General features: G+C 68.9%; 17 protein-coding genes and 1 tRNA gene. 8 read left to right on the top strand and 10 right to left on the bottom strand.

Features of this window, described 5'->3' with window-relative positions:
• Window positions 1-264 precede the first annotated feature (264 nt).
• The 5 genes from QE385_RS13045 to QE385_RS13025 are packed head-to-tail and all read right to left on the bottom strand — an operon-like array spanning window position 265 to window position 7,135.
• Window positions 265-804: a GNAT family N-acetyltransferase gene (locus QE385_RS13045; protein WP_307102492.1), complete on the bottom strand. Its 540-nt coding sequence runs from the start codon at window positions 802-804 to the stop codon at window positions 265-267.
• Window positions 801-1,370 carry a 4'-phosphopantetheinyl transferase superfamily protein gene (locus QE385_RS13040; RefSeq protein WP_307102490.1) on the bottom strand — a complete coding sequence of 190 codons (570 nt, stop codon included), beginning with the start codon at window positions 1,368-1,370 and terminating at the stop codon, window positions 801-803. Before QE385_RS13040 ends, QE385_RS13045 begins: the two co-directional genes overlap by 4 nt.
• Window positions 1,367-5,371 (bottom strand): Pls/PosA family non-ribosomal peptide synthetase, encoded by a 4,005-nt coding sequence (locus QE385_RS13035; RefSeq protein ID WP_307102488.1) that lies wholly within the window; start codon window positions 5,369-5,371, stop codon window positions 1,367-1,369. The genes QE385_RS13040 and QE385_RS13035 overlap by 4 nt, the downstream gene beginning before the upstream one ends.
• A 37-nt stretch (window positions 5,372-5,408) precedes the next feature.
• A complete protein-coding gene (locus QE385_RS13030; RefSeq protein ID WP_373424667.1) occupies window positions 5,409-6,371 on the bottom strand; it encodes a glycosidase in 963 nt (320 codons plus the stop codon).
• Window positions 6,368-7,135, bottom strand: coding sequence for an SDR family oxidoreductase (locus QE385_RS13025; RefSeq protein WP_307102487.1), 768 nt, complete (start codon window positions 7,133-7,135; stop codon window positions 6,368-6,370). The genes QE385_RS13030 and QE385_RS13025 overlap by 4 nt, the downstream gene beginning before the upstream one ends.
• Window positions 7,136-7,231: 96 nt before the next feature.
• On the opposite strand from QE385_RS13025, the gene QE385_RS13020 reads away from it, so the two are divergent.
• The gene (locus tag QE385_RS13020; protein ID WP_307102485.1) at window positions 7,232-10,075 is read left to right on the top strand and encodes a TonB-dependent receptor; all 2,844 of its coding nucleotides are present in this window, start codon (window positions 7,232-7,234) and stop codon (window positions 10,073-10,075) included.
• On the opposite strand, the gene QE385_RS13015 is transcribed toward QE385_RS13020, so the two are convergent.
• Window positions 10,053-10,769: a phosphatase PAP2 family protein gene (locus QE385_RS13015; RefSeq protein WP_307102483.1), complete on the bottom strand. Its 717-nt coding sequence runs from the start codon at window positions 10,767-10,769 to the stop codon at window positions 10,053-10,055. The two genes, QE385_RS13020 and QE385_RS13015, sit on opposite strands and share 23 nt — an antisense overlap.
• 271 nt (window positions 10,770-11,040) lie before the next feature.
• Between QE385_RS13015 and QE385_RS13010 the strand changes: the two genes are divergently transcribed.
• From QE385_RS13010 to QE385_RS12990, 5 genes are all read left to right on the top strand, one after another.
• Window positions 11,041-13,755 (top strand): TonB-dependent receptor, encoded by a 2,715-nt coding sequence (locus QE385_RS13010; protein WP_307102481.1) that lies wholly within the window; start codon window positions 11,041-11,043, stop codon window positions 13,753-13,755.
• A 143-nt stretch (window positions 13,756-13,898) separates the two neighbouring features.
• On the top strand, window positions 13,899-14,414 hold the full coding sequence (locus QE385_RS13005) for an RNA polymerase sigma factor (protein ID WP_307102478.1): 516 nt from the start codon (window positions 13,899-13,901) through the stop codon (window positions 14,412-14,414).
• The gene (locus tag QE385_RS13000) at window positions 14,407-15,375 is read left to right on the top strand and encodes a FecR domain-containing protein (RefSeq protein ID WP_307102476.1); all 969 of its coding nucleotides are present in this window, start codon (window positions 14,407-14,409) and stop codon (window positions 15,373-15,375) included. Before QE385_RS13005 ends, QE385_RS13000 begins: the two co-directional genes overlap by 8 nt.
• A 53-nt stretch (window positions 15,376-15,428) precedes the next feature.
• Window positions 15,429-16,508, top strand: a complete 1,080-nt coding sequence (locus QE385_RS12995) for a TonB-dependent siderophore receptor (RefSeq protein ID WP_307102474.1) — start codon at window positions 15,429-15,431, stop codon at window positions 16,506-16,508.
• A 15-nt stretch (window positions 16,509-16,523) separates the two neighbouring features.
• Window positions 16,524-17,582, top strand: coding sequence for a TonB-dependent siderophore receptor (locus QE385_RS12990; RefSeq protein WP_307102472.1), 1,059 nt, complete (start codon window positions 16,524-16,526; stop codon window positions 17,580-17,582).
• A gap of 40 nt (window positions 17,583-17,622) precedes the next feature.
• Here the strand turns inward: QE385_RS12990 and QE385_RS12985 are convergent, their stop codons facing one another.
• Window positions 17,623-18,198, bottom strand: coding sequence for a DUF4142 domain-containing protein (locus tag QE385_RS12985; RefSeq protein ID WP_307102469.1), 576 nt, complete (start codon window positions 18,196-18,198; stop codon window positions 17,623-17,625).
• A 154-nt stretch (window positions 18,199-18,352) separates the two neighbouring features.
• On the opposite strand from QE385_RS12985, the gene QE385_RS12980 reads away from it, so the two are divergent.
• Window positions 18,353-18,772 carry a DUF3597 family protein gene (locus tag QE385_RS12980; RefSeq protein WP_307102467.1) on the top strand — a complete coding sequence of 140 codons (420 nt, stop codon included), beginning with the start codon at window positions 18,353-18,355 and terminating at the stop codon, window positions 18,770-18,772.
• Window positions 18,773-18,817: 45 nt separating this feature from the next.
• On the opposite strand, the gene QE385_RS12975 is transcribed toward QE385_RS12980, so the two are convergent.
• Window positions 18,818-20,020 (bottom strand): alpha/beta hydrolase-fold protein, encoded by a 1,203-nt coding sequence (locus tag QE385_RS12975; protein WP_307102464.1) that lies wholly within the window; start codon window positions 20,018-20,020, stop codon window positions 18,818-18,820.
• 193 nt (window positions 20,021-20,213) lie between these two features.
• Window positions 20,214-20,303 (bottom strand) — tRNA-Ser (locus QE385_RS12970).
• A gap of 164 nt (window positions 20,304-20,467) precedes the next feature.
• Between QE385_RS12970 and QE385_RS12965 the strand changes: the two genes are divergently transcribed.
• Window positions 20,468-21,220 (top strand): DUF1134 domain-containing protein, encoded by a 753-nt coding sequence (locus QE385_RS12965; RefSeq protein ID WP_307102461.1) that lies wholly within the window; start codon window positions 20,468-20,470, stop codon window positions 21,218-21,220.
• 111 nt (window positions 21,221-21,331) lie between these two features.
• Here QE385_RS12965 and QE385_RS12960 read toward each other — a convergent pair whose 3' ends face one another.
• Complete coding sequence (locus QE385_RS12960; protein ID WP_307102460.1) at window positions 21,332-21,715, bottom strand: hypothetical protein; 384 nt, start codon at window positions 21,713-21,715, stop codon at window positions 21,332-21,334.
• Between the last annotated feature and the right edge of the window lie 3 nt (window positions 21,716-21,718).

Below are 21,718 nucleotides of genomic sequence, written 5' to 3'. Positions count from 1 at the left end.
GGCATGGGGTCTCACCGAGCCCATAACCCGTGGCCATCGCCCCTCCCCAACCCCTCCCCTTGCCGGGAGAGGGGCTTTATGGGCCGGGCCCTCCGCTATGACGAATGGGCGCAGGGCTGGTGAACGATCCGACGCCCGTCCGGACCTCTCCCCTCCCGCAGGCGGGAGGGGTCGGGGGAGGGCATGGGGTCTCACCGAGCCCAAAGCCCGTGGCCCTCGCCCCTCCCCAACCCCTCCCCCTGCCGGGAGAGGGGCTTCACCGGACTAGCCCCCGACGCTACCCAGACGGCGCCGCGCCCTGTCCAGTGCCGCGTCGCGCCATGCCCTCAGCGTTGCCGCCGGGACCTCCGCCAGATCGAAGCGCAATTCGTGCATCGTCATGCCCGAGCGATAGCCCTCGGGCCAGACGGCGGTCTGTTCGAAGCCGCAGCGCTGGAAAAAGGGCGCAACCCGTGGCGAGGTGTCCACGGTGACATAGCGGGTCGGCGGATCGGCATGGGTGGCGATATGGAGCAGCCGCTCGAACAGCAGCAACCGGCCCAGCCCCATGCCGTGGCAACGCCGCGCCGCCATGCCCCAATAGAGCAGCGCCTTGTTGTAATGCTCCCAGAGTTCATAGCCGCCGAACGCCACCGCCACCCCGTCCAGCACAACCACGAAGGCCGGGCCGTCGGGATCGTCCAACGTCTCCTCCAGCCATTCGCGGTCGCCCGCGCCGAAATAGTCCGCCCGATTGTCGTCGAAGATCGCCAGCACGGCGGCGTAGTCGGCCTGTTCGTAACGGCGGACGGCGAGGTCGGTCATAGCGTATCGTCCCAAAGAGCCACGGTGTCGAACGCGCCACCCGCCTCACGGCTCCAGCAGCGAGACATGCCCTCACAGGTCGCTGTCGCCATGACCGAATCGATCAGCCGGGTCTCGATCGACTCCGCCGCCAGCCGCCGGGGCGCGCCGACCAGCTTGGCGTGCGCTTCCTTGATCGTCCAGCGGCGCAGCCATTGCCGCGACCGGTCACCCGGCGGCGCGGCGCGCAGCGCCTGTGCTTCCAGCGGGGTCAGCATGTCCCAGAGCGGCGGGGCCTCCTCGATCAGCTCGCGGTCGACCGCGATCGGCCGGCGCGCCGCACCGATCAGGCACTGGCCGCCGCGCCCCGACAGGCCGAGATGCCAGCCGCGCGGGACCACGACCTGTGGCTGCCCCGCCGGGCTGCGCGCCAGCATGACCGCCTGCGGATCGAGGCTGCCGAGCCGGGCGAGCAACCGCGCGGCCAGCCCCGCTCGCCGCCCCGCCCCCGGATCCTCGGTCCGCCAGATCACCGGGCCATCCGCGTCCAACGCGTCCAGCGCGCCGTCATGCCAGAGCGGCGTCATCCCCCGGTGACGATGCGCGCCGGGCTGCCTTCCCAGTTGGTGCCGTCGGGCAGCGTCTCGCCCTTCATCACCACCGACAGGTCGCCCAGCTGCGCGTCCGCCCCGATCTCGGCATCGTAGAGCACGATCGCCAGCGAGCCGATGGTCGCGCGGTCGCCGACGGTGATCGCGCCGACCTTCATCACCCGGTCCTCGAACAGATGCGTCTGGAGCCCGGCATAGTCGTTCAGCGCGACATCATCGCCGATCGTGACCAGATCATGCTCGGTCAGGTCGGTGGTGTCGATATAGCAGCGCCGCCCGACCTTCGCGCCCATCAGCCGCAGATAGAGCCCGATCCACGGCGTGCCGCGCAACGGTTCGAGCAGGTTGCTGACCGCCAGATTCTCATAGGTCGCCGTCACCAGCTCGGTCCGCCAGACAAAGGTGCTCCACAGCGGCGCGGTGGTCGTCTTGTACCGCCCGACGACCAGCCATTTCAGCGCCAGCACAAACGCCCCGCAGGCCAGGCAAAAGCCCAGATAGAGGAAGGGGAAGGTCGAGACGATGACCAGCCCGCCGCGCTCCAGATCGTCGAGATCGCCGACCACCGAGAGCAACATGCTGAAGAACACCAGAAAGGCGGTCAGCGACAGGGTGGTGCGGATCGCCTCGATCGACAGACGCGTGGCGATCAGGCCGCGCGACGGGTTGAAGCGTGCGCCCTCGTCGAACATCGTCGCGACCTGGCGCACCGGCAGCTTGAAGGCGGGCGAGCCGAACCAGGTGCTCCCCGCCTCGGTCGCGAGCGCGGGGTCGGCGGGGGGCTTGGACAGGACGCCGATCAACACCTCGTCGCCGATCTGCGCGCCGGTCGGCAGCAGCGCGGAATTGCCGATGAAGCTGCGGCGGCCGATCTTGGTATGGGCCAGCTCGATGGTGCCGTGCCCGATCTTGGCCGCGCCGAAGATAACTGAGTCCGCGATGAAGCTCTCCGGCCCGATCTCGACCAGGTCGGGGATGATCGCGCTGGCGGTCGAAATCTCCGCGCGCCGCCCGACCTTGACGCCCAGCGCGCGATACCAGGGGATGACGTACAGCGTCGCGAAGATCGGGTGCAGCAGCCGCAGCGCCAGATCGTTGATCTGCTTGACCATCCAGTAGCGGACATAGAAGCCGCTGTTCAGGTCATAGACGCCCGGCGCGACCCGGCCGAGCAGCAACCGCTTGGCCAACACGGTCAGCACGCACATCATTACGATATAGGTCGCGGCGAGCAGCGGCGAGACGAGCATATAGCCATAGCCGGTCGTCGCCCAGTCCAGCTCGATCAGCGCGATCAGGCCCGGTGCGATGGGCAGGATGGCGAGGATCGGCAGCAGCAGCGCGCCGATCAGCAGCCCCAGCGACGCCGTGCCGCTCTTCGCGGTCCGCACCGTGCCGGGCTCCACTATCTGGTCGAAGGCGGCGGGCGATCCGGTCCAGCGTTGCCGCGCCGGAATCACCGTCTCGGCCGGGAGCGCGGACATGTCGTCGAGGATCGCATCCTCCTCCAGCCGCGCATTCCGCCCGACCACCGCCTGCGACCCGACAAAGGACCGTGCGCCGAGATGGACCGTGCCCAACCGCAGCAACCCGCGCTCGACCGAGCTGGTCGCCAGCACCGCCTGGTCGCTGACGATGGCGTCGTCGCCGCACGCAAACAGGTCGGCGGTGTCGATGATGCCGGTGCCGATATAGGCGCGCTTGCCGATCCTGGCGCCGAGCATCCGATAATATCCCCGGATCATCGGGGTGCCCGCCAGATAGGGGGTCGCCGTCACCGCGATGATCCGGCGCACCAGCCACCAGCGGAAATAGGTCCAGCCCCAGAGCGGATACTCGCCCGCCTTGAACCGCCCGGCGATCAGCCACTTGGCCGCAATCGAGAACAGCATCGAGGCGACGGGGACGATGGTGAAGAATAGCGCGCTGAGGACCAGCGCGTCGATCCGGCTCATCCGCCCCGCCAGATGGGTATAGGCGACGTAAGGGAAGAACCATTGCAGCCCGGCAATGGTATAGATGGGCAGCAGCGCGACGGTCTGCGCGGCGACACACAGCATCCGCTGCCATTCGGGGACGCGGTGGAAACTCGCCTCGGTCGCCACCGCGACGGGCGCGGTCCCGCCGATGCGCAGCGCCAGCGCGCGGATGGTCGGCGCGGCGTAGAGATCCTCCAGCGACAGCCCGGCCAGCCCCGGCACCTTGCGCGCCGCCGAGACGAGCCGTGCGGCCTTCAGCGAGTGGCCGCCCAGATCCTCGAACAGATCGTCGGTGACGGATACCGGCTGCGGCGCGAAGGCTTCGGCCCAGATGCGATGGAGCTGTTCCTCCATCGGGGTCGCGGGGGCCTCGATGGCGCGACCGGTGTCGACCGTCACCTCGGGCTTGAGCAGCGCCTTGCGGTCCACCTTGCCCGAGGCGGGCAGCGTCGGCAGCGCCACAAGTTGCTGGTACGCCGCAGGGCGCATGTAATTGGGCAGCCGCTCGGTCACGCGCGCCTTGATATCGGCGATGTCGATCGTCTCGCCGCCGCGCGCGACGAGGAAGGCGGCCAGGAATTCGGAGCCGTCGGCATCGGTGAACAGATGGACGACCGCCTGCGCGACGCCCGGAGCCTCGCCGATCACCGCCTCGATCTCGGCCAGTTCGACGCGGAAGCCGCGAATCTTGACCTGGGTGTCGATGCGCCCGACGAAATCGATGTCGCCCGCCGCGTCCAGCCGGACGAGATCGCCCGAGCGATAGATGCGCTCCGGCCCGCCCGACACGGTGTCGAACGGGGTCATGGTGAATTTCTCGGCGGTCAGGTCGGGGCGGTTGACGTAACCGACGCCGACGCCGGGGCCGCCGATCACCAGCTCGCCCTCCTGCCCCGCTTCCACGGGTTGCAACGCCTCGTCGACGATCCAGGCGGTATAGCCGGGCAGCGGCTTGCCGATGGTGATACGCTTGCCCGGCTGCACCTCGGTCCAGGTCGCGGTCACCGAAGTCTCGGTCGGGCCATAGGTGTTGAGCAGCCGCAAGCCCGGCCGCGCGAGGCGACGCGGCAGGTCCGCCGGGCACGCCTCGCCCCCCATGTTGATCAGGCGGAGCGTGGGCACCGGATGCTCGACCAGCGCGATCAGCGAGGGGACGACGTGCCAGACGGTCGCCTTTTCCTCGGCCAGCGCGATCGCGACATCGGGCCCGCTCGACGCCAGCGCCTCGGTCGCGACGAGCAGTTTCGCGCCGACGAAGAAGGCGCTCCACATCGTCTCGACCGACATGTCGAAGGCCAGGCTGAACCCGCCGAACACGATGTCGCCCGGCTCCAGCGCCAGGATCGCGCTTTCGGAGCGGACCAGATGGCAGGCATTGGCATGGGTGATCATCACCCCCTTGGGCCGCCCGGTCGTGCCCGAGGTATAGATGATATAGGCCAGGTCGTGCGGGTCCGATTCCGTCACCGTGCGCCCCATCGGCAGCGGCGGCTCGGCGGCGAGATCGCCCAATTCGGCGTCCAGGCACAAAGTCCGCCCCGGAATCTCCCCCGCCCGCGCGCTCGTGGTGATGGTCAGCGCCGCGCCGCTATCCTCGATGATGTAGGCGATGCGGTCCTGCGGATAGCCCCAGTCGACGGGCACATAGGCGGCCCCGGCGCGCAGCACGCCCAGGATCGCCATATACTGGTCCAGCCCGCGCGGCAGGCACAGGACGACGCGGTCGCCCCTGCCCACCCCCAGCGCGCGGAGCCGGTGCGCCAGCGACAGGCTGCGCTGCGCCAGCATGTCATAGGTCCATTCGGTCGAGCGGCCGAATTCCTCGTCCGCGCCGATCAGCTTCAGCGCGGTCGTCCAGCCCCGGTCCCGGCAGGTCGCGTCGAACAGCTCGTGGAGCAGTTCGTCCCGCGCATAGGGGCGGTCGGGCCGCAGCGCCGGGGCCGGAGCGATCGAGGCATGGATGCTCGGCGCGACGGAGGCTTCGGTATCTGCGGACATCGATACGCTTTCCTGGGGAACAAGGACGGGAGACGGCTCAACTGCGCCGGATGAGCGCCCGTGACAATCGCCGATCCTCCAGCGAATAGTAAAGCCAGATGCCATCCTCGGCCACCACGACCGAGGCGGCGAAGGCGATGTCGGTGGCGCCGCGATCATCGGCGGGCGGCGGCAGGATCAGCGGCTCGATCCCGCGCGCGACGACGCGGGTATAATGTTCGTCGAACGCAACCCAGCCGATCCGCCAGCGCGCATCGCGCGTCGCGCCATTGTAGAACATGACCGGACACGCCTTGTCGTCGGTCAACAGCGGGCCGGTCGACAGATGCCAGTCGTCCCAGCTGTTCTCGCGCGGCATGAAGGGGGTGGGCTGTTCGGTCCAGGGGCCCGCGACGTCCGCGCCGATCGCCATGCCGATGCGCGAGGCCTGGTCGGCGGCATATTCGTAGAACAGCCGCCAGCGTCCGTCGGCGGTGCGGTCGACGGTCGCCTCCTTCGTATTGCCCTCGGACTTGGAGGAAGCCAGCGCGACACCGCTCTTGGCCAGCCGGTCGAGCGCGGGGCCGGTGGCATAGGACAGCTCGCCATGCGAATGGTCCGCCAGCACGCCCGAATAATAGACGAGATAGTCGTCCTCGCGGCGCACGACGGTCGGGTCCTCGACCCCGCCCGCGTCATGGTCGCCCGGCCCCGGCGCGATCGAGGGGGTGTCGAGCATGGTGAAATGCCGCCCGTCCTCGCTCCATCCCGACCAGATCACGCCGGTATCGGTCAGCGTCTCGCCCGGACGGACCACCGCGCGGACCATCATGCCCCATCGCCCGTCCGCCTCGCGCCAGACATAGGGGCTCATCAGGTCGCGGGCCATCAGCGCGGGCGGGCCCGACAGCGTCACATCCTCGATCCGCTTGACGTTGAAGTCGAGGTCGAGCGGGGCGTCGACCACCCGGTCCTTGCGGTGCGGATCGGCGACCGGGCTCCGCGCGTCGGGGGCCATCATGCGCCGAGCGCCTGCATCAGCGACAGGCCGCCATCGATGACGATCCGTGCGCCGGTGATGTAGCGTGCCTTGTCCGAGGCGAGGAAGACGGCAAGGTCGGCCACTTCCGAGGCATTCCCCGCGCGCCCCATCGGAATATTCTGCTCGAGTGTTCGGCGATAGACCGGATCGGCCTGCGCATGCGCGTTCATCGGGGTCAGGATCATACCCGGCTCGATCGCGTTCACGCGGACGCCGTGCGGCGCTTCCTCGATCGCCAGCGTCTCGACCAGATTGGACAGCCCGCCCTTGGCCGCGCAGTAATCGGCGCCCCCGGCGCGCACCGCATAGGCGTGGATCGACGAGATGTGCAGGATCGCGGCATCACCCTTCGCCGCGCCCCGCCCGGTCAGGAACCGGCGCGAGGTCAGGAAGGCGCCCGTCAGGTCGGTGTCGAGCAGCCGCCGCCACTGGGCCAGCGTCATGTCGCGCACCGTTACGCCCGACATGTTCAGCCCGGCCGAATTGACCAGCACATCGGCGGGCCCCCAATGCCGTTCGACGGTCGCGAAGGCGTGGTCGACCGAGACCTCGTCATCGACATGCGCCTGGACGGTGATCGCCTCGCCCCCGGCGGCGCGCACCGCCCCGGCGGTCTTTTCGGCGGCGGCGGCATCCGCATAATAGAGCACCGCCACCCGCGCCTGCCGTGCGCCGAACGCCTCCGCACATGCCGCGCCGATGCCCGATTCCGCGCCCGTCACGATCACTGTCTGACCCGCCACGTCCAGTCCTCCATCGATGATCGGGCGTAACGATTCTTGATCCAGATCGGTTCAGCGGCATCTTCGCGAAGCCGTGGAATGTCGGGGGCGACTGACATGCGCGCTACATATTTGCGCGGTATCGGCGCGCATCCGTCGATGGCGATGCCGGGGCGGCGGCGCGCAAGAGCGCGGCTCCTGTGGTGGCGGAATGGGTGGCGACGGTCGGACAGTGATGGGCGCGCAGGACGCGGCGGGGCGGCGATGATGCTGCTCGCCGCGCTGGTGCTGGCCGCCGGGCAGGACGACCCGATGCTGCGCGTCGACCTGCCCGCCGGGACGGTCGCGGCCGGGCTCGACCGGCTGGCGCGGCAGGCGGGGCAGGCGCTGGTCGCTCGGCCCGCCGACCTGGCCGGTCGCCAGGCGCCCGCGCTGAAGGGGACGCTGCGGCTGTCGCGCGCGCTCGACCGCTGGTGTCGCCCGGCCGGACTGTCCTGTCGCCGGATGCCGGGCGGAATCGTGGTGCGGGCCAGCCGACCGCTGCCGCCCAAGGTCACGCCGCCACGCCGCGCCCCCTCCCCGCCCCCGCCGCCGCCGCCGCCCGTGACCGGCGAGGAGGTGATCGTGTCGGGACGACGCGGCACCGACGTGCAGGGCGAACTGGACCGCAGCTATTCCGCCTCGCATCTGGACGCGGTGGAACTGGCGCGGCGGCCGCCGCAAAGCCTGGCCGAGATGCTGTCGGGCCTGCCCGGCCTGTGGGTCGACACCTCGGCGGGAACCGCGGCGAACACCGTCCGGGTGCGCGGCATCCCGCTCGACGGCTATCAGGCGATCGCGGTGCAGGAGGACGGCCTGCCGGTGCAGCACGACACGCTGCCCTGGACCGATATCGACCAGTTCGTCCGCCCCGACCTGATGGTCGAGACGGTCGATTATGTGCGCGGCGGCCCCTCCGCGATCTTTGCCAGCAACGCGCCGGGCGGCGTGCTCAACATGCGTACCCGCGCCCCCGCCGGGCGGCCCGGCGGCGAGATGCGCGCGACGCTGACCGATTACGGGCTGGTCCGCTGGGAAGGCTATGCGACCGGCCCCATCGCCCCCGGCTGGCGCGCGATCGTCGGCGGGTCGGTGGCGCGCGATCCGACGGTGCGGCGCATCGCCGCGACGCTGGGCGGCGGTCAAATCCGCGCGCGGGTCGATCACGACTGGCGGGGCGGGCGGCTGACGCTGGCATGGCGCGGGCTGGCCGACGACACGCTCAACATCTCGTCCTTTCCGATGCGCTATGTCGGCGGCGGGCTGGCGCCGCTGCCCGGTTTCGATCCGCGCCGGGACAGCTTCTTCGGCCCCGAGCTGGCGACCCTGCGCTTCGCCGCGCTGGGCGAGCGGCCGCTGGGGCGGAACAATCGCAACCGGCTCACCATGCCCTCGCTGGCGCTGACCCAGGATATGGGCGGGGGCACGCTGGCGTTACGTGCGCATGGCCGCCGGTCGCGCACCACGCGCTATGCACTGTCCTCCTCGGGCAGCGCGATTCCGGCGGCGAGCGCCATCGCCGAGGCGTTGCCGCGCCTCGCCGCCGCCTTTCCGGGGACCGCCCAGGCCGCCTTGCGCCATGTCGGCGACGACAGCCCCTTCGCACCGCTGCCCGGCAACGACCGGGTGGTGACGCTCAACCCCGTCGCTGCCGATGTCCGCCTGTCCGAAGCGATCGCCGACCTGTCCTATTCGCGCGCGCTGGAGGCGGCGGGGCATCACGAACTGACGCTGGGGCTGTACGGCGTCGGCTATGACTGGCGCTTCCGCCGCGCGGTCGCGCGTGCGCTGGTCGAGGCGCGGGGACAGGGCCGGTTACTCGATCTCGTCGCGCTGGATGCCGCCGGACGGGTGCTGGGCCGCGCGACCGATGGCGGATTGTCGAGCCGGGGATCGACCTATGAGGCGGTCGACGGGCACCAGCGCATGGTCGCGCTCTATGCCGCCGACGAATGGCGGTTCGCGCCAGGCTGGCGGCTCGACTGGGGCCTGCGGCACGAGCGCGCCGCGCTGTCCGCACGGGTCGAGCGCGCGACGACGGTGAATGGCGGCGATCCGTCGACGCTGGCGGATGACCGGATCGCGATCGGATCGGGGATATGGGACCGGCGCCGGGCCCGCATCGCGCGGACGGCGGGGACGCTGGCGCTGCATTGGCGGGCGTCCGACCGGCTGGGGCTTTTCACCCGCGCGACCCGTGCGATGCGGCTGCCCGATCCCGGCGCGTTCCGCATCGGCAGCGGCGATGCCGTCCGCGCCCTGTCGGTCGAGCAGGCCGAGCTGGGGCTGATCTGGCGGCGTGGCGGTGCGGGGCTGGACGCCACGCTGTTCGCCAGCCGCTTTCCCGACATCGCGCTGCCCGACCTGTCGCTCGATCCCGCGACCGGCGCGGTGCAGGTGGGGCAGCATGACGCGACCGCGCGCACGCTGGGGCTGGAGCTCAGCGGCCATGCCAGTCCCCGGCCGGGCTTGGCGCTGCGCGGCACGCTGACCTGGCAGGACCCCAGGCTGCGCCATTATCGCTTCGCCGACGCCACCGGCGGCCCCCCCGTCGTCACCGACCTGAGCGGCCGGATGCCGCGCCGGGTGCCTCGTCTGATGGCCAGCCTGTCGGCCAGCGCCACCCTGCCCGGCACCGGCTGGACGCTGGACGGGGATGTCTCGGCGATGGGGCGGCGCTTTGCCGACGATGCCAATACGCTGGCGCTGCCCGGCTTCGCGCTGGTCGATCTGGGTGCGAGCTGGGCAGCGACACCCGTCCTGACGCTGCGGCTGCGCGCGACCAATATCCTCGACCGGATCGCGGTGATGCAGGGCGACGCGCTGGGCGGCGAGATCCGCGCCGGGGCCAGCGACGGCGTCATCACCGTCCGCGCGCAGCAGGGCCGCGTCGTGGCGTTCAGCGTCGACTGGCGGCTGTAAGGCCCCGGCGGTAGCGCGCCAGCTCCTCGGCCGCCGCCGCCATGTCGCGGCGGAATCCGGGCTGGCCCTGTTCGCGCGCGAACACCGCGCTGGCCGCCAGATAGCCGCCCTCGACCGCGCTCTGGCTGTGTGATCCGCAGATCCAGCGGCTGTCGCCATAGTCGCGCCCGCGCGCCAGGATCGCCTGCGCCCGGTCGGGGATCAGCGCCGCCATCAGCAGCGCAAAGCCCCAGCCATGTGCGGTATGACCCGAGGGATAATCGCCATTGGCGATCAGCGAGGCGGTGCGCGGCTCGCAAATGGGCAGGTCGGTGCCGATGAAGGGGCGCGGCGACTGCCAGTGCCGCTTGGCCGCGCCGATCGCCGCCGAACGGTCGGCATCGAACCGCGCGATCAGCGCGCGGGTGACGGGCAGCTTGCTCCAGTCCGGTCGAAAGCCCAGCGCCCCGGCGAAGCGATCGCCCAGATCGCTCGACACGTCCGCCGTCGCCTGTTGCCAGCGCGGTGTGCCGGCGAGCGTCCGGCTGTCGCGAAAGACCCGCGCATCGGCCAGCGCGCGCGGACTGCCCGGTGCGGGCGGGCCGGGAAGGATCGCGGCCAGGTCCAGCCCCTCGCCCGCCGCCAGATAGCCCGCCGTCTCCCGCGCGACCGCGCCGCCCGGCATCGCCAGAACAAGCATCAGGATCGCTGCCATTCCCCAGCCCGTTCGCATCGTCCGCATCCGCTCGTCCCCTGCCGAAGTTGTCATTCGCCTATCCCAAGACGTTTTTCCCCGGCAACCGGGGACATGGCCCTCGGATTGTTCAGACGATTCTCAAATCCGTAGAAAAACCGTAACAAAAACGCCATAAATGTCTTAAAACTTTTACAAATTTCCTTGTCCCCGTTTTCGCGAAACCCCTGTCTTCCCCGCGACCGTCCGTTTGGCCGGACGCGTGATTTCATTCCTTGGGGGGTTATTCGAGATGTGGACGAAGAGAACGCTGCTGCTGGCGTCGAGCGCGCTGTTCGCGGTGCAGCCGGCGGTCGCGCAGGACGCGCCGAAGCAGGACGGGGCGGCGGACCAGCAGGGCGAGGTGGTCGTCACCGGCTATCGCACCAGTCTGGCCGCCGCCCGCGATTCCAAGCGCGACGCGTCGATCATCAAGGATTCGATCGCGGCCAGCGACATCGCCGCCTTTCCCGACCTGAACCTGGCCGAAGCGCTCCAGCGTCTGCCCGGCGTCGCGATCAATCGTGAAGCGGGCGAGGGCCGCCGCATCTCCCTGCGCGGCCTGGGCCCCGACTTCACCCGCGTCCAGCTCGACGGGATGGAGGTGCTGGGCAATGTCGACTCGCCGCAGGACAGCCGCGGCCAGACCACGCGCGACCGCGCCTTCGACTTCAACCTGTTCGCCGCCGAACTGTTCAACCATGTCGATGTCGAGAAATCGTACCAGGCCAAGCAGACCGAGGGCGGCCTGGCGGGCACGGTCGGGCTCTACACCGCGCGCCCGTTCGACTTCAAAGGCACCAAGATCGCCATGTCGGCGCAGGGCGGCACCAATACGCTGACCCGCGATTTCCAGCCGCGCCTGACCGGCCTGATCTCCAAGAACTGGGGCGATTTCGGCATCCTCGTCTCGGCCGCCTATAGCCGCCGCAACACCCGCGAGGAGGGGTTCGACACCTATCGCTGGCGCCGCAACAAGGCGAATGGCAGCAACATCAGCGGCCTGACCGCCGCCGAACAGGCCAAGATCAACTCGGGCGACCTGTTGTTCGCACGCGGCAACCGCCTGTCGGTATGGGACAGCAAGCAGGAGCGGATCGGGCTGACCACCTCGGTCCAGTGGGCGCCGACCGACAAGGTGCATCTGACGCTCGACGGCCTTTACGGCCAGTTCAAGGGCGACCGTTTCGAGACGCACCTGGCCTCGCGCGGCGGCGGCAGCTCGACCTGGCTGGGCGGCGGCGAGACGTTCGCGGGCGTGGTCTATCCCAATTCGCGGGTCAACGCGCTCCAGTGGAACGACCGCAACGAGGTCGTCTATCTCGACGTGTCGGGCGGCAAGGCATCGACCGAGACGCGCATCCAGAACACCAAGAACATCTTCAAGCAGCTGGTGCTGAGCGGCGACGCCGAGCTGGCCGAGGGGCTGACCTTCACCTGGCTGGGCGGGGTCGAGCGGTCGGCCTATTCGATGCCGGTCAACGACAAGTTCACGGTCGAGGGGTTCGGCGACGTCACCTCCGACTATCGCGGCGGCACCTATTCGCTTGTCAACACCTATAAGTTCAACCCGGCCGACGCCAATTTCTGGCATGCCAAGCGGCTGTACGTGAACAACACCTATCAGGACACGGCGTTCGACAACATCAAGGGCCGGTTCGACTATAAATTCTCGCCCGACGACACGATCAGCATCGGCGGCGAGTGGCGGCGCTTCGCCAATACCGGCTATTATGGCGAGCAGGACAATATCCTGACCAGCCAGTTCCAGTCGGGCAAGGTCAGCGCCAATGTCGCGGGCTATGCGCAGGTTTACGGCGGCTATACCGGCCAGGACTGGACCATCGTCGACTTCCCCAGGATGCTCCAGACGCTGGGCATCGACCGCAGCCAATATCTGACCAGCAAGCTGGGCGTCTTCGCGGTCGAGGAGCGCACCGGCGCGGCCTTTGTCCAATATGACTGGAACCATGTGCTGGGCGGCGTGCCCTTCCGCGGCAATATCGGGGCGCGCTATTATCGCACCACCGTCACCTCGGACGGGCTGGCCAGCGTCGGCCCGGTCACGGTGCGCGGCGAATATCAGGGCGTGCTGCCCGCCGCGAACCTGATCTTCGAGCTAAATCCGGGGCTGATGCTGCGCTTCGCCGCGTCGCAGAACATCAACCGCCCGGCGCTGGGCGCGCTGGCGGTCAACGGGTCGGTCAGCAACAACAATGGCGACATCACCGTGTCGATCGGCAACCCGAACCTGCGCCCCTACAAGTCGAACGACTTCGACATCTCGGCCGAGCAGTATTTCGGCTCGGTCGGCTATGTCGCCGCCGCCCTGTTCTACAAGCATCTCGACGGCTATATCTCGACCCAGACGGTCAGCGACGTGCCCTATTCGCAGACCGGGCTGCCCGACAATCTCTATCCGGGCGTCACCGGCAAGACGATCATCGACAGCTTCTCGCGCCCCGTGAACCTGCTGGCGACGAACCTGTTCGGGGTCGAGCTGTCGGGCCAGACCGACTTCAAGTTCCTGCCCGCGCCGTTCGACCGGCTGGGGACTGCGGTGAACTTCACCTATGTCGACTCGCGGCTGGACTATTCCAAAATCTATGCGGGCAGCATCCCGACGACGCTGGAGGGGCTGAGCAAGTATAACGCCAACGCCACCCTCTATTACCAGGACAAGGCGTTCGACGCGCGCGTCTCGGCCAATTACCGCAGCGGCTATATCTTCAGCGCCTCTCCGGTGCTGACGTCGCTCGGCCCCGATCAGGACGTGACCGGGTTCGAGGGCACCGTCTATGTCGACATGTCGGCGCATTATGCGCTCACCAAGAACGTCCAGCTGACGCTGAACGGCATCAACCTGACCAACCAGCGCGAGAAGCAATATTCCAACAGCACCAAGCGGCTCTATGTCGTGACGCGTTCGGGCACGACGCTGCTGGGCGGTGTGCGGGTCACCTTCTGACCCTGACGCCACTTGATGTCCTGCCCGCGCAGGATATCGGATCATGGTGCGTCGGCCTCTTCCCCGAGGCCGGCGCATCCTGTTTTTTCGACGAGGGAATGTCCCCGGATGCGGTGCGACCGGCTCTTCATGGACGGGACCGAATGAGCGGGCCGCTCGCCTGGGTGGCGGACGGGCGCGACCGGCTGCTGACCTATGTCCGCAGGCGGATCCGCGAGCCCGAACAGGCCGAGGACATCGTGCAGGAGGCGATCATGCGCGTCATCGAGCAGGAGCGCAGACAGGTGATCGAACAGCCGCTCGCCTATGCCTTTCGCGTGGCCGACTCGGTCATCCATAACCGCTCCCGGCGTATCGTCGCCGACCATGGCCCGGTCGATACCGAACTGGCCTGCGCGCTGCCGCTGGCGGACGAGGTGCTGGACTATCGCCAGCGCTTCGACCGTTTCCGCGCCGTGCTGGACACCCTGCCGCCGCAGCGCCGCGCGGTCTTTGTCGAACGCCATCTGGAGGGCAAGTCGCGCCAGCAGATCGCCGAGGAGATGAACATCAGCGTCGAGGCGGTGAAGAAGCATCTGGTGCGCGCCATGGTCGATCTGGCCGGATGCGTGGACGACGGCCCCATCCGCCCCCTTCCCCGGAGCCGGGCGCATGACTGACGGGCTGATCGAAGAGGCGGCGGACTGGGCCGACCGGCTGGACGCGCTGTCGCCGGACGATCGCGCCGAACTGGGCGCATGGCTGAACCGCTCGCCCGCGCATCGCGCGGCGCTGTCCCGCATGGTGCGCCTGCTGGGCGACCCGGCGCTGTTCCATGTCGTCGAGCAGGCAGAGCGGGCAAGCCCGCCCATCCCGGCGCCCCGCCCCCGTCCCCGCCGCTGGCAGGCGCTGGCGCGCCCCGCGAACCGGCGCTTCGCCATCGGCATCGCCGCCGGGCTGGCCATCGTCGCGGTCGCGCCGGTGCTGTGGCACGCCCTGCCCCCCGGCGGGACGGTGCGCGCAGACTATGCCAGCGCGGTCGGACAGCAGCGCCGGGTCACGCTGCCCGACGGATCGGACATGACGCTCGACGCCGCCTCGCGCGTCGCCATCGCCTTTTCGGACGGCGCACGCGACCTGACGTTGCAAGGCGGCGCGGCGCGCTTTGAGGTGCGCCACGATGCAAGCCGCCCCTTCGCGGTCTCGACGCCCGAGGGACAGATGGTCGCGCTGGGCACCAATTTCAGCGTCGATCGCGGCGCGGGGCATAGCGAGCTGCGCGTCTATCGCGGCCGGGTGCGGCTGACCGTGCCGGGGCAGCCGCCGGTGGTCGTCACCGCCGGTTACTGGGCCGAGGCCGGGCGCGACCGGATCGCGCTCCACCGCTTCGACACCGCCAGCTATCAGGGGTGGCAGGACCGCTGGCTGACCGGCGACCGCATCCGGCTGGGCGATGCGGTGGCGCGGATCGGGCGGTACAGCCCCCGCCCCATCCGGCTGGCCGATCCGGCGCTGGCGGACGAGACGTTCAACGGCCGCTTCCGGCTGGACCGCCCGGTCGAGAGCCTGACGCTGATCGGCGCGCTGTTCGACCTGTCGGTGCGCGAGGGGCCGGACGGGATCACCCTCACGCGCAGGTAGCTATTGCGAGTCCCTATCAAAAGTATATGAGGCGCTCGCAAAGGGGACATCCTATGCGAACGATCACCGGCGGGTTGCTGGTCCTGGGCCTGACCGCCGCTTCCGCGCAGGCGGCCACGCTCGACGACGACGGCACCACCGGGCAGGAGATCGTCGTCACCGGCCGCGCCTCGCCCGCGCCCAGGGCGGCGGACGACCGCTACAAGCCGACCCCCGACGCCTCGACCCTGCGCTCCTCGGCCGGGCCGCTGGAGACGCCGCAGGCGGTCAATATCGTGCCCGCGCAGGTGATCCGCGACCAGCGCCCGCGCTTCCTGGACGATGCGCTCGCCAATATCAGCGGCATCACCCAGGGCAATACGCTGGCCGCGACGCAGGACACGGTGCTCAAGCGCGGCTTCGGCGGCAATCGCGACGGGTCGGTGATGCGCAACGGCATGCCGCTGGTGCAGGGCCGCGCCTTCAACGCCGCCACCCAGAGCGTCGAGGTGCTGAAGGGCCCCGCCTCGCTGCTCTATGGCATCATGGACCCCGGCGGGGTCATCAACACCGTCGCGAAGAAGCCGCTGCTCGACCCGCATCTGGCGGTCGCGCTGACCGGATCGGCCTATGCCGCATCGCGCACCGGGCTGGAGGCGATGGCCGACCTGACCGGGCCGATCGCGGGCAATCTGGCCGGGCGGCTGGTGCTCGATCATCAGGACGAGGATTATTGGCGCAATTTCGGCGAGCGCCGCGACACGCTGATCGCGCCCTCGCTCGGCTGGTATGGCGGCGATACCCAGGCGGTGCTGTGGTATGAATATCGCCGGTTCGACACGCCCTTCGACCGGGGGACGGTGCTCGATCCCCGCACCATAACCCCGCTGGCGGTGCCGCGTCGCGAGCGGCTGGACGATCGCAACAACCGGATGTTCGGCGACAGCCATCTGGTCCAGCTCGCCCTCGACCACCGGCTGGGCGGCACATGGGCGGCGCATCTGGCGGCGAGCTTCAACAGCGAGCGTTACGATGCCGGACAGTTGCGGGTGACGGCGGTCAACACGACGCGCGGCACGCTGACCCGCCGGAACGACGCCACGGTCGGCTCGCTCAGCACCGACGCCTATATCCAAGCCTATCTCGACGGCTAGGTCGAGGCGCTGGGGATGCGGCACCAGATCATCCTGGGCGTGGAGGGCGAATATCGCCGCTATTACCGCCGCGACCTGATCCGCCAGGCGACCGCCACGACCTTCAGCTATCTGCGCCCCGTCTATGGGCGCGAGCCCTTTCCGACCACCGTGTCGCCCTCCGACAGCGACCAGACCGACCGGCTGTATAACTATTCGCTGTTCGGCCAGGATGCGATCCATCTGGGCGAGCGCTGGATCGTGACAGCGGGCGGGCGTCTGGTCGGGTTCGACCAGCGGGCGGGGCGCGGGCGGCCCTTCACCGCCAACACCGATCTGGACCGCTGGGAGTTCGTGCCCCAGGCCGGGCTGGTCTGGCGCGCGACCGATACGCTGTCGCTCTATGGCGGCTATACCCGCTCGCTGAAGCCGACCTCGACCATCGCGCCGCTGGCCAGCGGCGTCACCCTCACCTCGGCCTTCGCGCCGGAGCGGGGACGCTCGTTCGAGGTCGGGGCCAAGCTGGACGTGCCCGACCGCGTCACCGCGACTCTGGCGCTGTACGATATCGACAAGCGCAACGTGCTGGTGTCGCAGTTCAATCCGGCGACCGCGCTGACCGATTACCGCACTGCGGGCCGCGCCATCTCGCGCGGGGTGGAACTGGACGTCGCGGGCCAGGTGACGCGCACGCTCAGCCTGATCGGCAGCTATGCCTATACCCATGCGCGCACCGTCGAAGACCCCGCATTCGCGGGCAACCAGCTCGCCAATGTCGCGCCGCATACCGCGTCGCTGTCGGCGGCCTATGATGTCGGGGCGATCGCGGGCGAGGATCGGCTGAGGCTGGGCGGCGGCGGGCGCTATGTCGCGCGGCGGCCGGGGGACGATGCCAACAGCTTCTGGTTGGCCTCCTATGTCGTGGCCGACGCCTTCGTCACCTATGACACGCAACTGGCGGGGCGGCGGGTGACGTTCCAGTTCAACCTGAAGAACATCTTCGACCGCACCTATTACACCTCGGCGGTCAACCAATATGGCGTCGCGATCGGCGACCCGCGTCGCGCGATCGGCACGGTCAGCTTCGCCTTTTGAGAAGGGGCGGCGCGCATGCCCGCCGCCCCTGTCCCTTAAATCAGGCCTTCAGGCCCTTCACCATGTTCAGATGCGCCGCGACGGTCGGGATCAGCCCGTTGGCGAAGGCCTTCAGCTGGGGCACGTCGCCGGTCGCGGCATAGGCCTTCAGCGCATCGAGCGTCTGCTGGTGCCCGGCCGCCTGCGCGGCGATATAGGCCTGGTCGAACGCCGCGCCGTTGAGCGACTTCAGCTGGTCGATCGTCTGCTGCTGCTCGGCATTGAGCGCCGGGTCGGGGGTGAGCGCGGGGCTCAGCGTGGCGGTGGTCGCCTTCAGCTTGGCAGTCGAGGCGGTGTGCGCCTCGATCATCTTGCGGGCATAGGACTTGACCGAGGCGGACGAACCATTGGTCAGCGCCAGCTTCGAGCTTTCGATCTCGAACGCGTCGCTGGCGGCGGCGGTGTTGACGAAGCTCTGCGACGCGCTGACGGCGGCGGGGGTCGGCGTCGCGGCGTCGAGCTGGTTGGCGGCGGCGATGCTGTTCGTCGTGTCGGCGGGCGTCGCATCCTGTTTCTTGCCGCACCCCGCCAGCGCGAGAAGGGCGGTCGTGGCGATGAGCGTCGTACGAATGGTCATGGCAAACCCCTGAAAAAGCGTCGGGAGATGGGGTGTAAGCGTCTGTCGGGCGATGACGTTCCCAACCGGGAAGCGACCCGTGACGGACCCGGACGCCACTTTTCGTCGTTGAGGCGGGCATCGCCGTCATCCGTATCAGCGAAGGAACTCGGTCATGAGCATTTTCGGCAATATCCTGAACAAGATATTCCACCATGGCAGCAAGACGCCTGCCCCCGCTCCCACCCCGGCACCCGCCACGATCCAGGCGGAACCGACCCAGCCCGCCCCGGCCGCCGCCGCCGCCACCCCTGCCCCTGAACCCGCATCGCCCCAGGCGGTCGATGTCGGTGCGGTCCTGTCCGAAATGGCGTCGATGAAGGGCGGCGGTGGTAACTACCAAAGCTCGATCGTCGATCTGCTCAAGCTGCTCGACTTGGATTCCAGCCTGTCGGCGCGCAAGGAACTGGCCGACGAACTGGGCGTCCACGCCGCCCAGGACGGGTCGGCCGAACAGAATATCGCGCTGCACAAGGCGGTGATGGCCAAGCTCGCCGAAAATGGCGGCGTCGTGCCCGACAGCCTGCGCAACTGATGGCGTAAGGTCGGCGGCGCATCACCGCCGCCGACCCCGTCCCCTTCAGTCGCGGAACAGCAGCGGCGCCATGGCGTGGAGGCTGCGCCGCCATGTCTGGAATTCGTGCCCCGTATCCGGCGAGACGAAGAAGACGCTGTTAAGCCCGGCCTTCTTCAACGCTTCGGCATTGGCGCGCGGATCGCTGCGCGGACCGCCCGGCGGGCCGGTACGACCGCCCTCCAGCTCGCGACTGCCGAAGCTGACAAAGGTCAGCCGCACCTTGTCGCGATAGCCGGGTGCCGCCTTCACATCCTCCATCGACATGGTCCCGCCGCTCAGCAACCCGATCGCGCCGAAGGTGTCGAGATGTTTGGGGGCGATCAGCTTGGTCTCGAACCCGCCCATGGACAGCCCCGCCATCGCGCGGTGACGTTGGTCGGACAGGGTGCGGAAATGCCCGTCGACATAGGGGATCAGCTCGTTCAGCAGCACCGTCTGGAACGGCCGGATATCGAACGCGGCCAGCCCGCCTGGACCGCCGGGGCGCAGATCGTTAGTCATGCCATAGGTCATGACGATAAGGAACGGCCGCGTCTTTCCGGCGGCGATCAGATTGTCCATGATGAGGTTGGCATGGCCCTGGTTGGACCAGGCGGTCTCGTCCTCGCCCCAGCCATGCTGGAGATAGAGGACCGGACAGCGTTCGCCCGCGCTCCGGTCATAGCCGGGCGGGGTGTAGACGAAGGCGCGCCGCTGCGTGCCCGTGCTGGGCGAGGCGAACAGGATCTGCTCGACCCGGCCATGGGGCACGTTCTTCAGCGCATAGAAGTCCGCATCATGCGCCGGAATCTCGATCCCGCTTTCCCAGCGCGTCGACCCGTAGAAGTTGCGCGTCCCCGGATCGTTGAACGTGCCGCCATCGACGGTCAGGTGGTAATAATGGAATCCCTCGTCCAGCGGCCCTTCGGACGTGCCCATCCATGACCCGTCGGGCGCTTTTGTCAGCACGGTCCCGCCGCGCCCACCCAGCCCCAGGCTGACCTTCACCGCCCTGGCATCGGGGGCGAGGATGCGGAAACGGGCATAACCTTGCGAATTGACCTGCGGATAGAGCTGGCCCGGCTGGTTGAGCGAGGAGGGTCTGAAATCCTCCTTCACCGGCGCGGGCGTCGGCGCGGACGGGGTCTGGGCCGACGGGATTTGGGCCGCCCCGGCCGCCGCCACGCCCGCCATACCCATCGCCAGCGCCGCGAGTGCGATCCTCATAGCTCATCCTCCCTCGTCTCCCGGTCCCGAAAGCCGGTTCGTTTCGGCAAGGGTGATCGCAAGGACAGGACAACACAAGCGCCGATCGGCAGAGGTCCGGAAACGGATCAGATGCCGTCCCAGCCGCTCGACAGGGCGGTGAAGAACGGTTCGGCCTTACGGCGTTTCGAACATGATCGGGGAGCGCGGCATATGGCGGAGACGGAGGGATTCGAACCCTCGGTACGGTTTCCCGTACGACGCTTTAGCAAAGCGTTGGTTTCAGCCACTCACCCACGTCTCCGGTTGCGGCGAGGTGCGGCTATAGCGGGGCCGGGGGAGGCAATCAACCGGGGTTGGACGGGATTTTGTGGAGAAAATCGACTAGGGGCCTTCAGGTCGTTCATTGCACTGCAAGGCGGCGGCTGGTTAACGTGCCGCATCGGCTTGCCGGGGGAGTTGAAGGTCATGCGTTTCGTCCATCTGGGTCTGTCGGTCCTGTGCGGCCTGTCCGCCGTCGTCGCGACCGCCATGCCCGCCGTCGCCCAGGTCCGGACCATCGATCCGAACCAGGGAATCGACAGCGACCTGGCGACCCAGCCCTCGCGTCCGGCGCAGCGGGATCCGGTGCCGGTCGAGCCGCCCGTCCAGTCCCTGCCCCCCGCCCAGACCACCACTCCGCCCCCAGTCACCACCCCCATCCCCGATTCGCGTGCGACGCAGACGACCCAGGCCTCCGAAACCTTCGAGCGCGACGATCTGATGGCCGCGGGCGAGGATGTGTTCGGCAAGGGCGCCGAGGGCCTGGCGGGGATGATCGAGCGCATCCTGCGCGAGCAGGGCCGCCCCAATGCCTATATCGCGGGGCGCGAGGCATCGGGCGCGTTCGTCGTCGGGCTTCGCTATGGCTCGGGCGTGATGACGCACAAGGTCGAGGGGCAGATGCCGGTCTATTGGACCGGCCCCTCGCTGGGCTTCGACATTGGCGGCGATGCGAACAAGGTGTTCGTGCTGGTCTACAACCTCTACGACACCGAGGAGCTGTTCCACCGCTTCCCGGCGGCCGAGGGGCGGCTCTATTTCGTCGGCGGGTTCGCCGCGACCTATTTGCGGCGCGGCAATGTCGTGCTGATCCCGGTGCGGCTGGGCGTCGGTTGGCGCGCGGGCGTCAATGTCGGCTATATGAACTTCACGCACAAGGCGCGGTGGTTGCCGTTCTGATCGGGGCTGGGGGATTCCCTTGGCCTTCGACTTCGCTCAGGCTGAACGGACGGAGCGGGTGATTCCCCAACAGCCGTTCAGGATGAGCGAAGTCGAAGCCCGTGCCCGCCCCTATCCGCGCATCAGCAAGCGATAGGGTTCGCTGACCGCGATCACCGGCACGTCCCAGGGATGCGCGGCGAGCAGCCGTTCCGCCAGGCCCGACACATCCGCCTCCGCATCATAGATCGCGGTCAGGATGACGGTGGGCGACCAGCTCGCCTCGCCCACCGTTCCCAGAGTCGGCACCGCGCCCTCGGCCGGGCGAAAGCCCTCATAGCCGAGCGCGAGTTCCACCACCTCGCGATACCGCCCGAAATCGCCGAGCGGCGGCGTCCGCAGGATCGCAAGCAGCGCGGCGGCGGTCGCGTCGCGCTCGACCGCCATCGGATCGCCCGCGATCATCGCAGCCAGCGTGGGGTGCGCGACCGGGCAATAGACCCGGATGTCACGCACCCG

Origin of the sequence: Sphingomonas sp. SORGH_AS_0950 (genome assembly GCF_030818415.1) — a bacterium.
Taxonomy (GTDB): domain Bacteria; phylum Pseudomonadota; class Alphaproteobacteria; order Sphingomonadales; family Sphingomonadaceae; genus Sphingomonas.
Note: the sequence above shows the minus strand (reverse complement) of the source record. Positions and strands in the feature narration are given on the sequence as shown.

Coding starts and splice junctions, on each gene's coding strand:
- QE385_RS13045 (WP_307102492.1), bottom strand. CDS start 804: ATGACCGACCTCGCCGTCCGCCGTTACGAACAGGCCGACTACGCCGCC.
- QE385_RS13040 (WP_307102490.1), bottom strand. CDS start 1,370: ATGACGCCGCTCTGGCATGACGGCGCGCTGGACGCGTTGGACGCGGAT.
- QE385_RS13035 (WP_307102488.1), bottom strand. CDS start 5,371: ATGTCCGCAGATACCGAAGCCTCCGTCGCGCCGAGCATCCATGCCTCG.
- QE385_RS13030 (WP_373424667.1), bottom strand. CDS start 6,371: ATGATGGCCCCCGACGCGCGGAGCCCGGTCGCCGATCCGCACCGCAAG.
- QE385_RS13020 (WP_307102485.1), top strand. CDS start 7,232: ATGCGCGCTACATATTTGCGCGGTATCGGCGCGCATCCGTCGATGGCG.
- QE385_RS13015 (WP_307102483.1), bottom strand. CDS start 10,769: ATGGCAGCGATCCTGATGCTTGTTCTGGCGATGCCGGGCGGCGCGGTC.
- QE385_RS13010 (WP_307102481.1), top strand. CDS start 11,041: ATGTGGACGAAGAGAACGCTGCTGCTGGCGTCGAGCGCGCTGTTCGCG.
- QE385_RS13005 (WP_307102478.1), top strand. CDS start 13,899: ATGAGCGGGCCGCTCGCCTGGGTGGCGGACGGGCGCGACCGGCTGCTG.
- QE385_RS13000 (WP_307102476.1), top strand. CDS start 14,407: ATGACTGACGGGCTGATCGAAGAGGCGGCGGACTGGGCCGACCGGCTG.
- QE385_RS12995 (WP_307102474.1), top strand. CDS start 15,429: ATGCGAACGATCACCGGCGGGTTGCTGGTCCTGGGCCTGACCGCCGCT.
- QE385_RS12990 (WP_307102472.1), top strand. CDS start 16,524: ATGCGGCACCAGATCATCCTGGGCGTGGAGGGCGAATATCGCCGCTAT.
- QE385_RS12985 (WP_307102469.1), bottom strand. CDS start 18,198: ATGACCATTCGTACGACGCTCATCGCCACGACCGCCCTTCTCGCGCTG.
- QE385_RS12980 (WP_307102467.1), top strand. CDS start 18,353: ATGAGCATTTTCGGCAATATCCTGAACAAGATATTCCACCATGGCAGC.
- QE385_RS12975 (WP_307102464.1), bottom strand. CDS start 20,020: ATGAGGATCGCACTCGCGGCGCTGGCGATGGGTATGGCGGGCGTGGCG.
- QE385_RS12965 (WP_307102461.1), top strand. CDS start 20,468: ATGCGTTTCGTCCATCTGGGTCTGTCGGTCCTGTGCGGCCTGTCCGCC.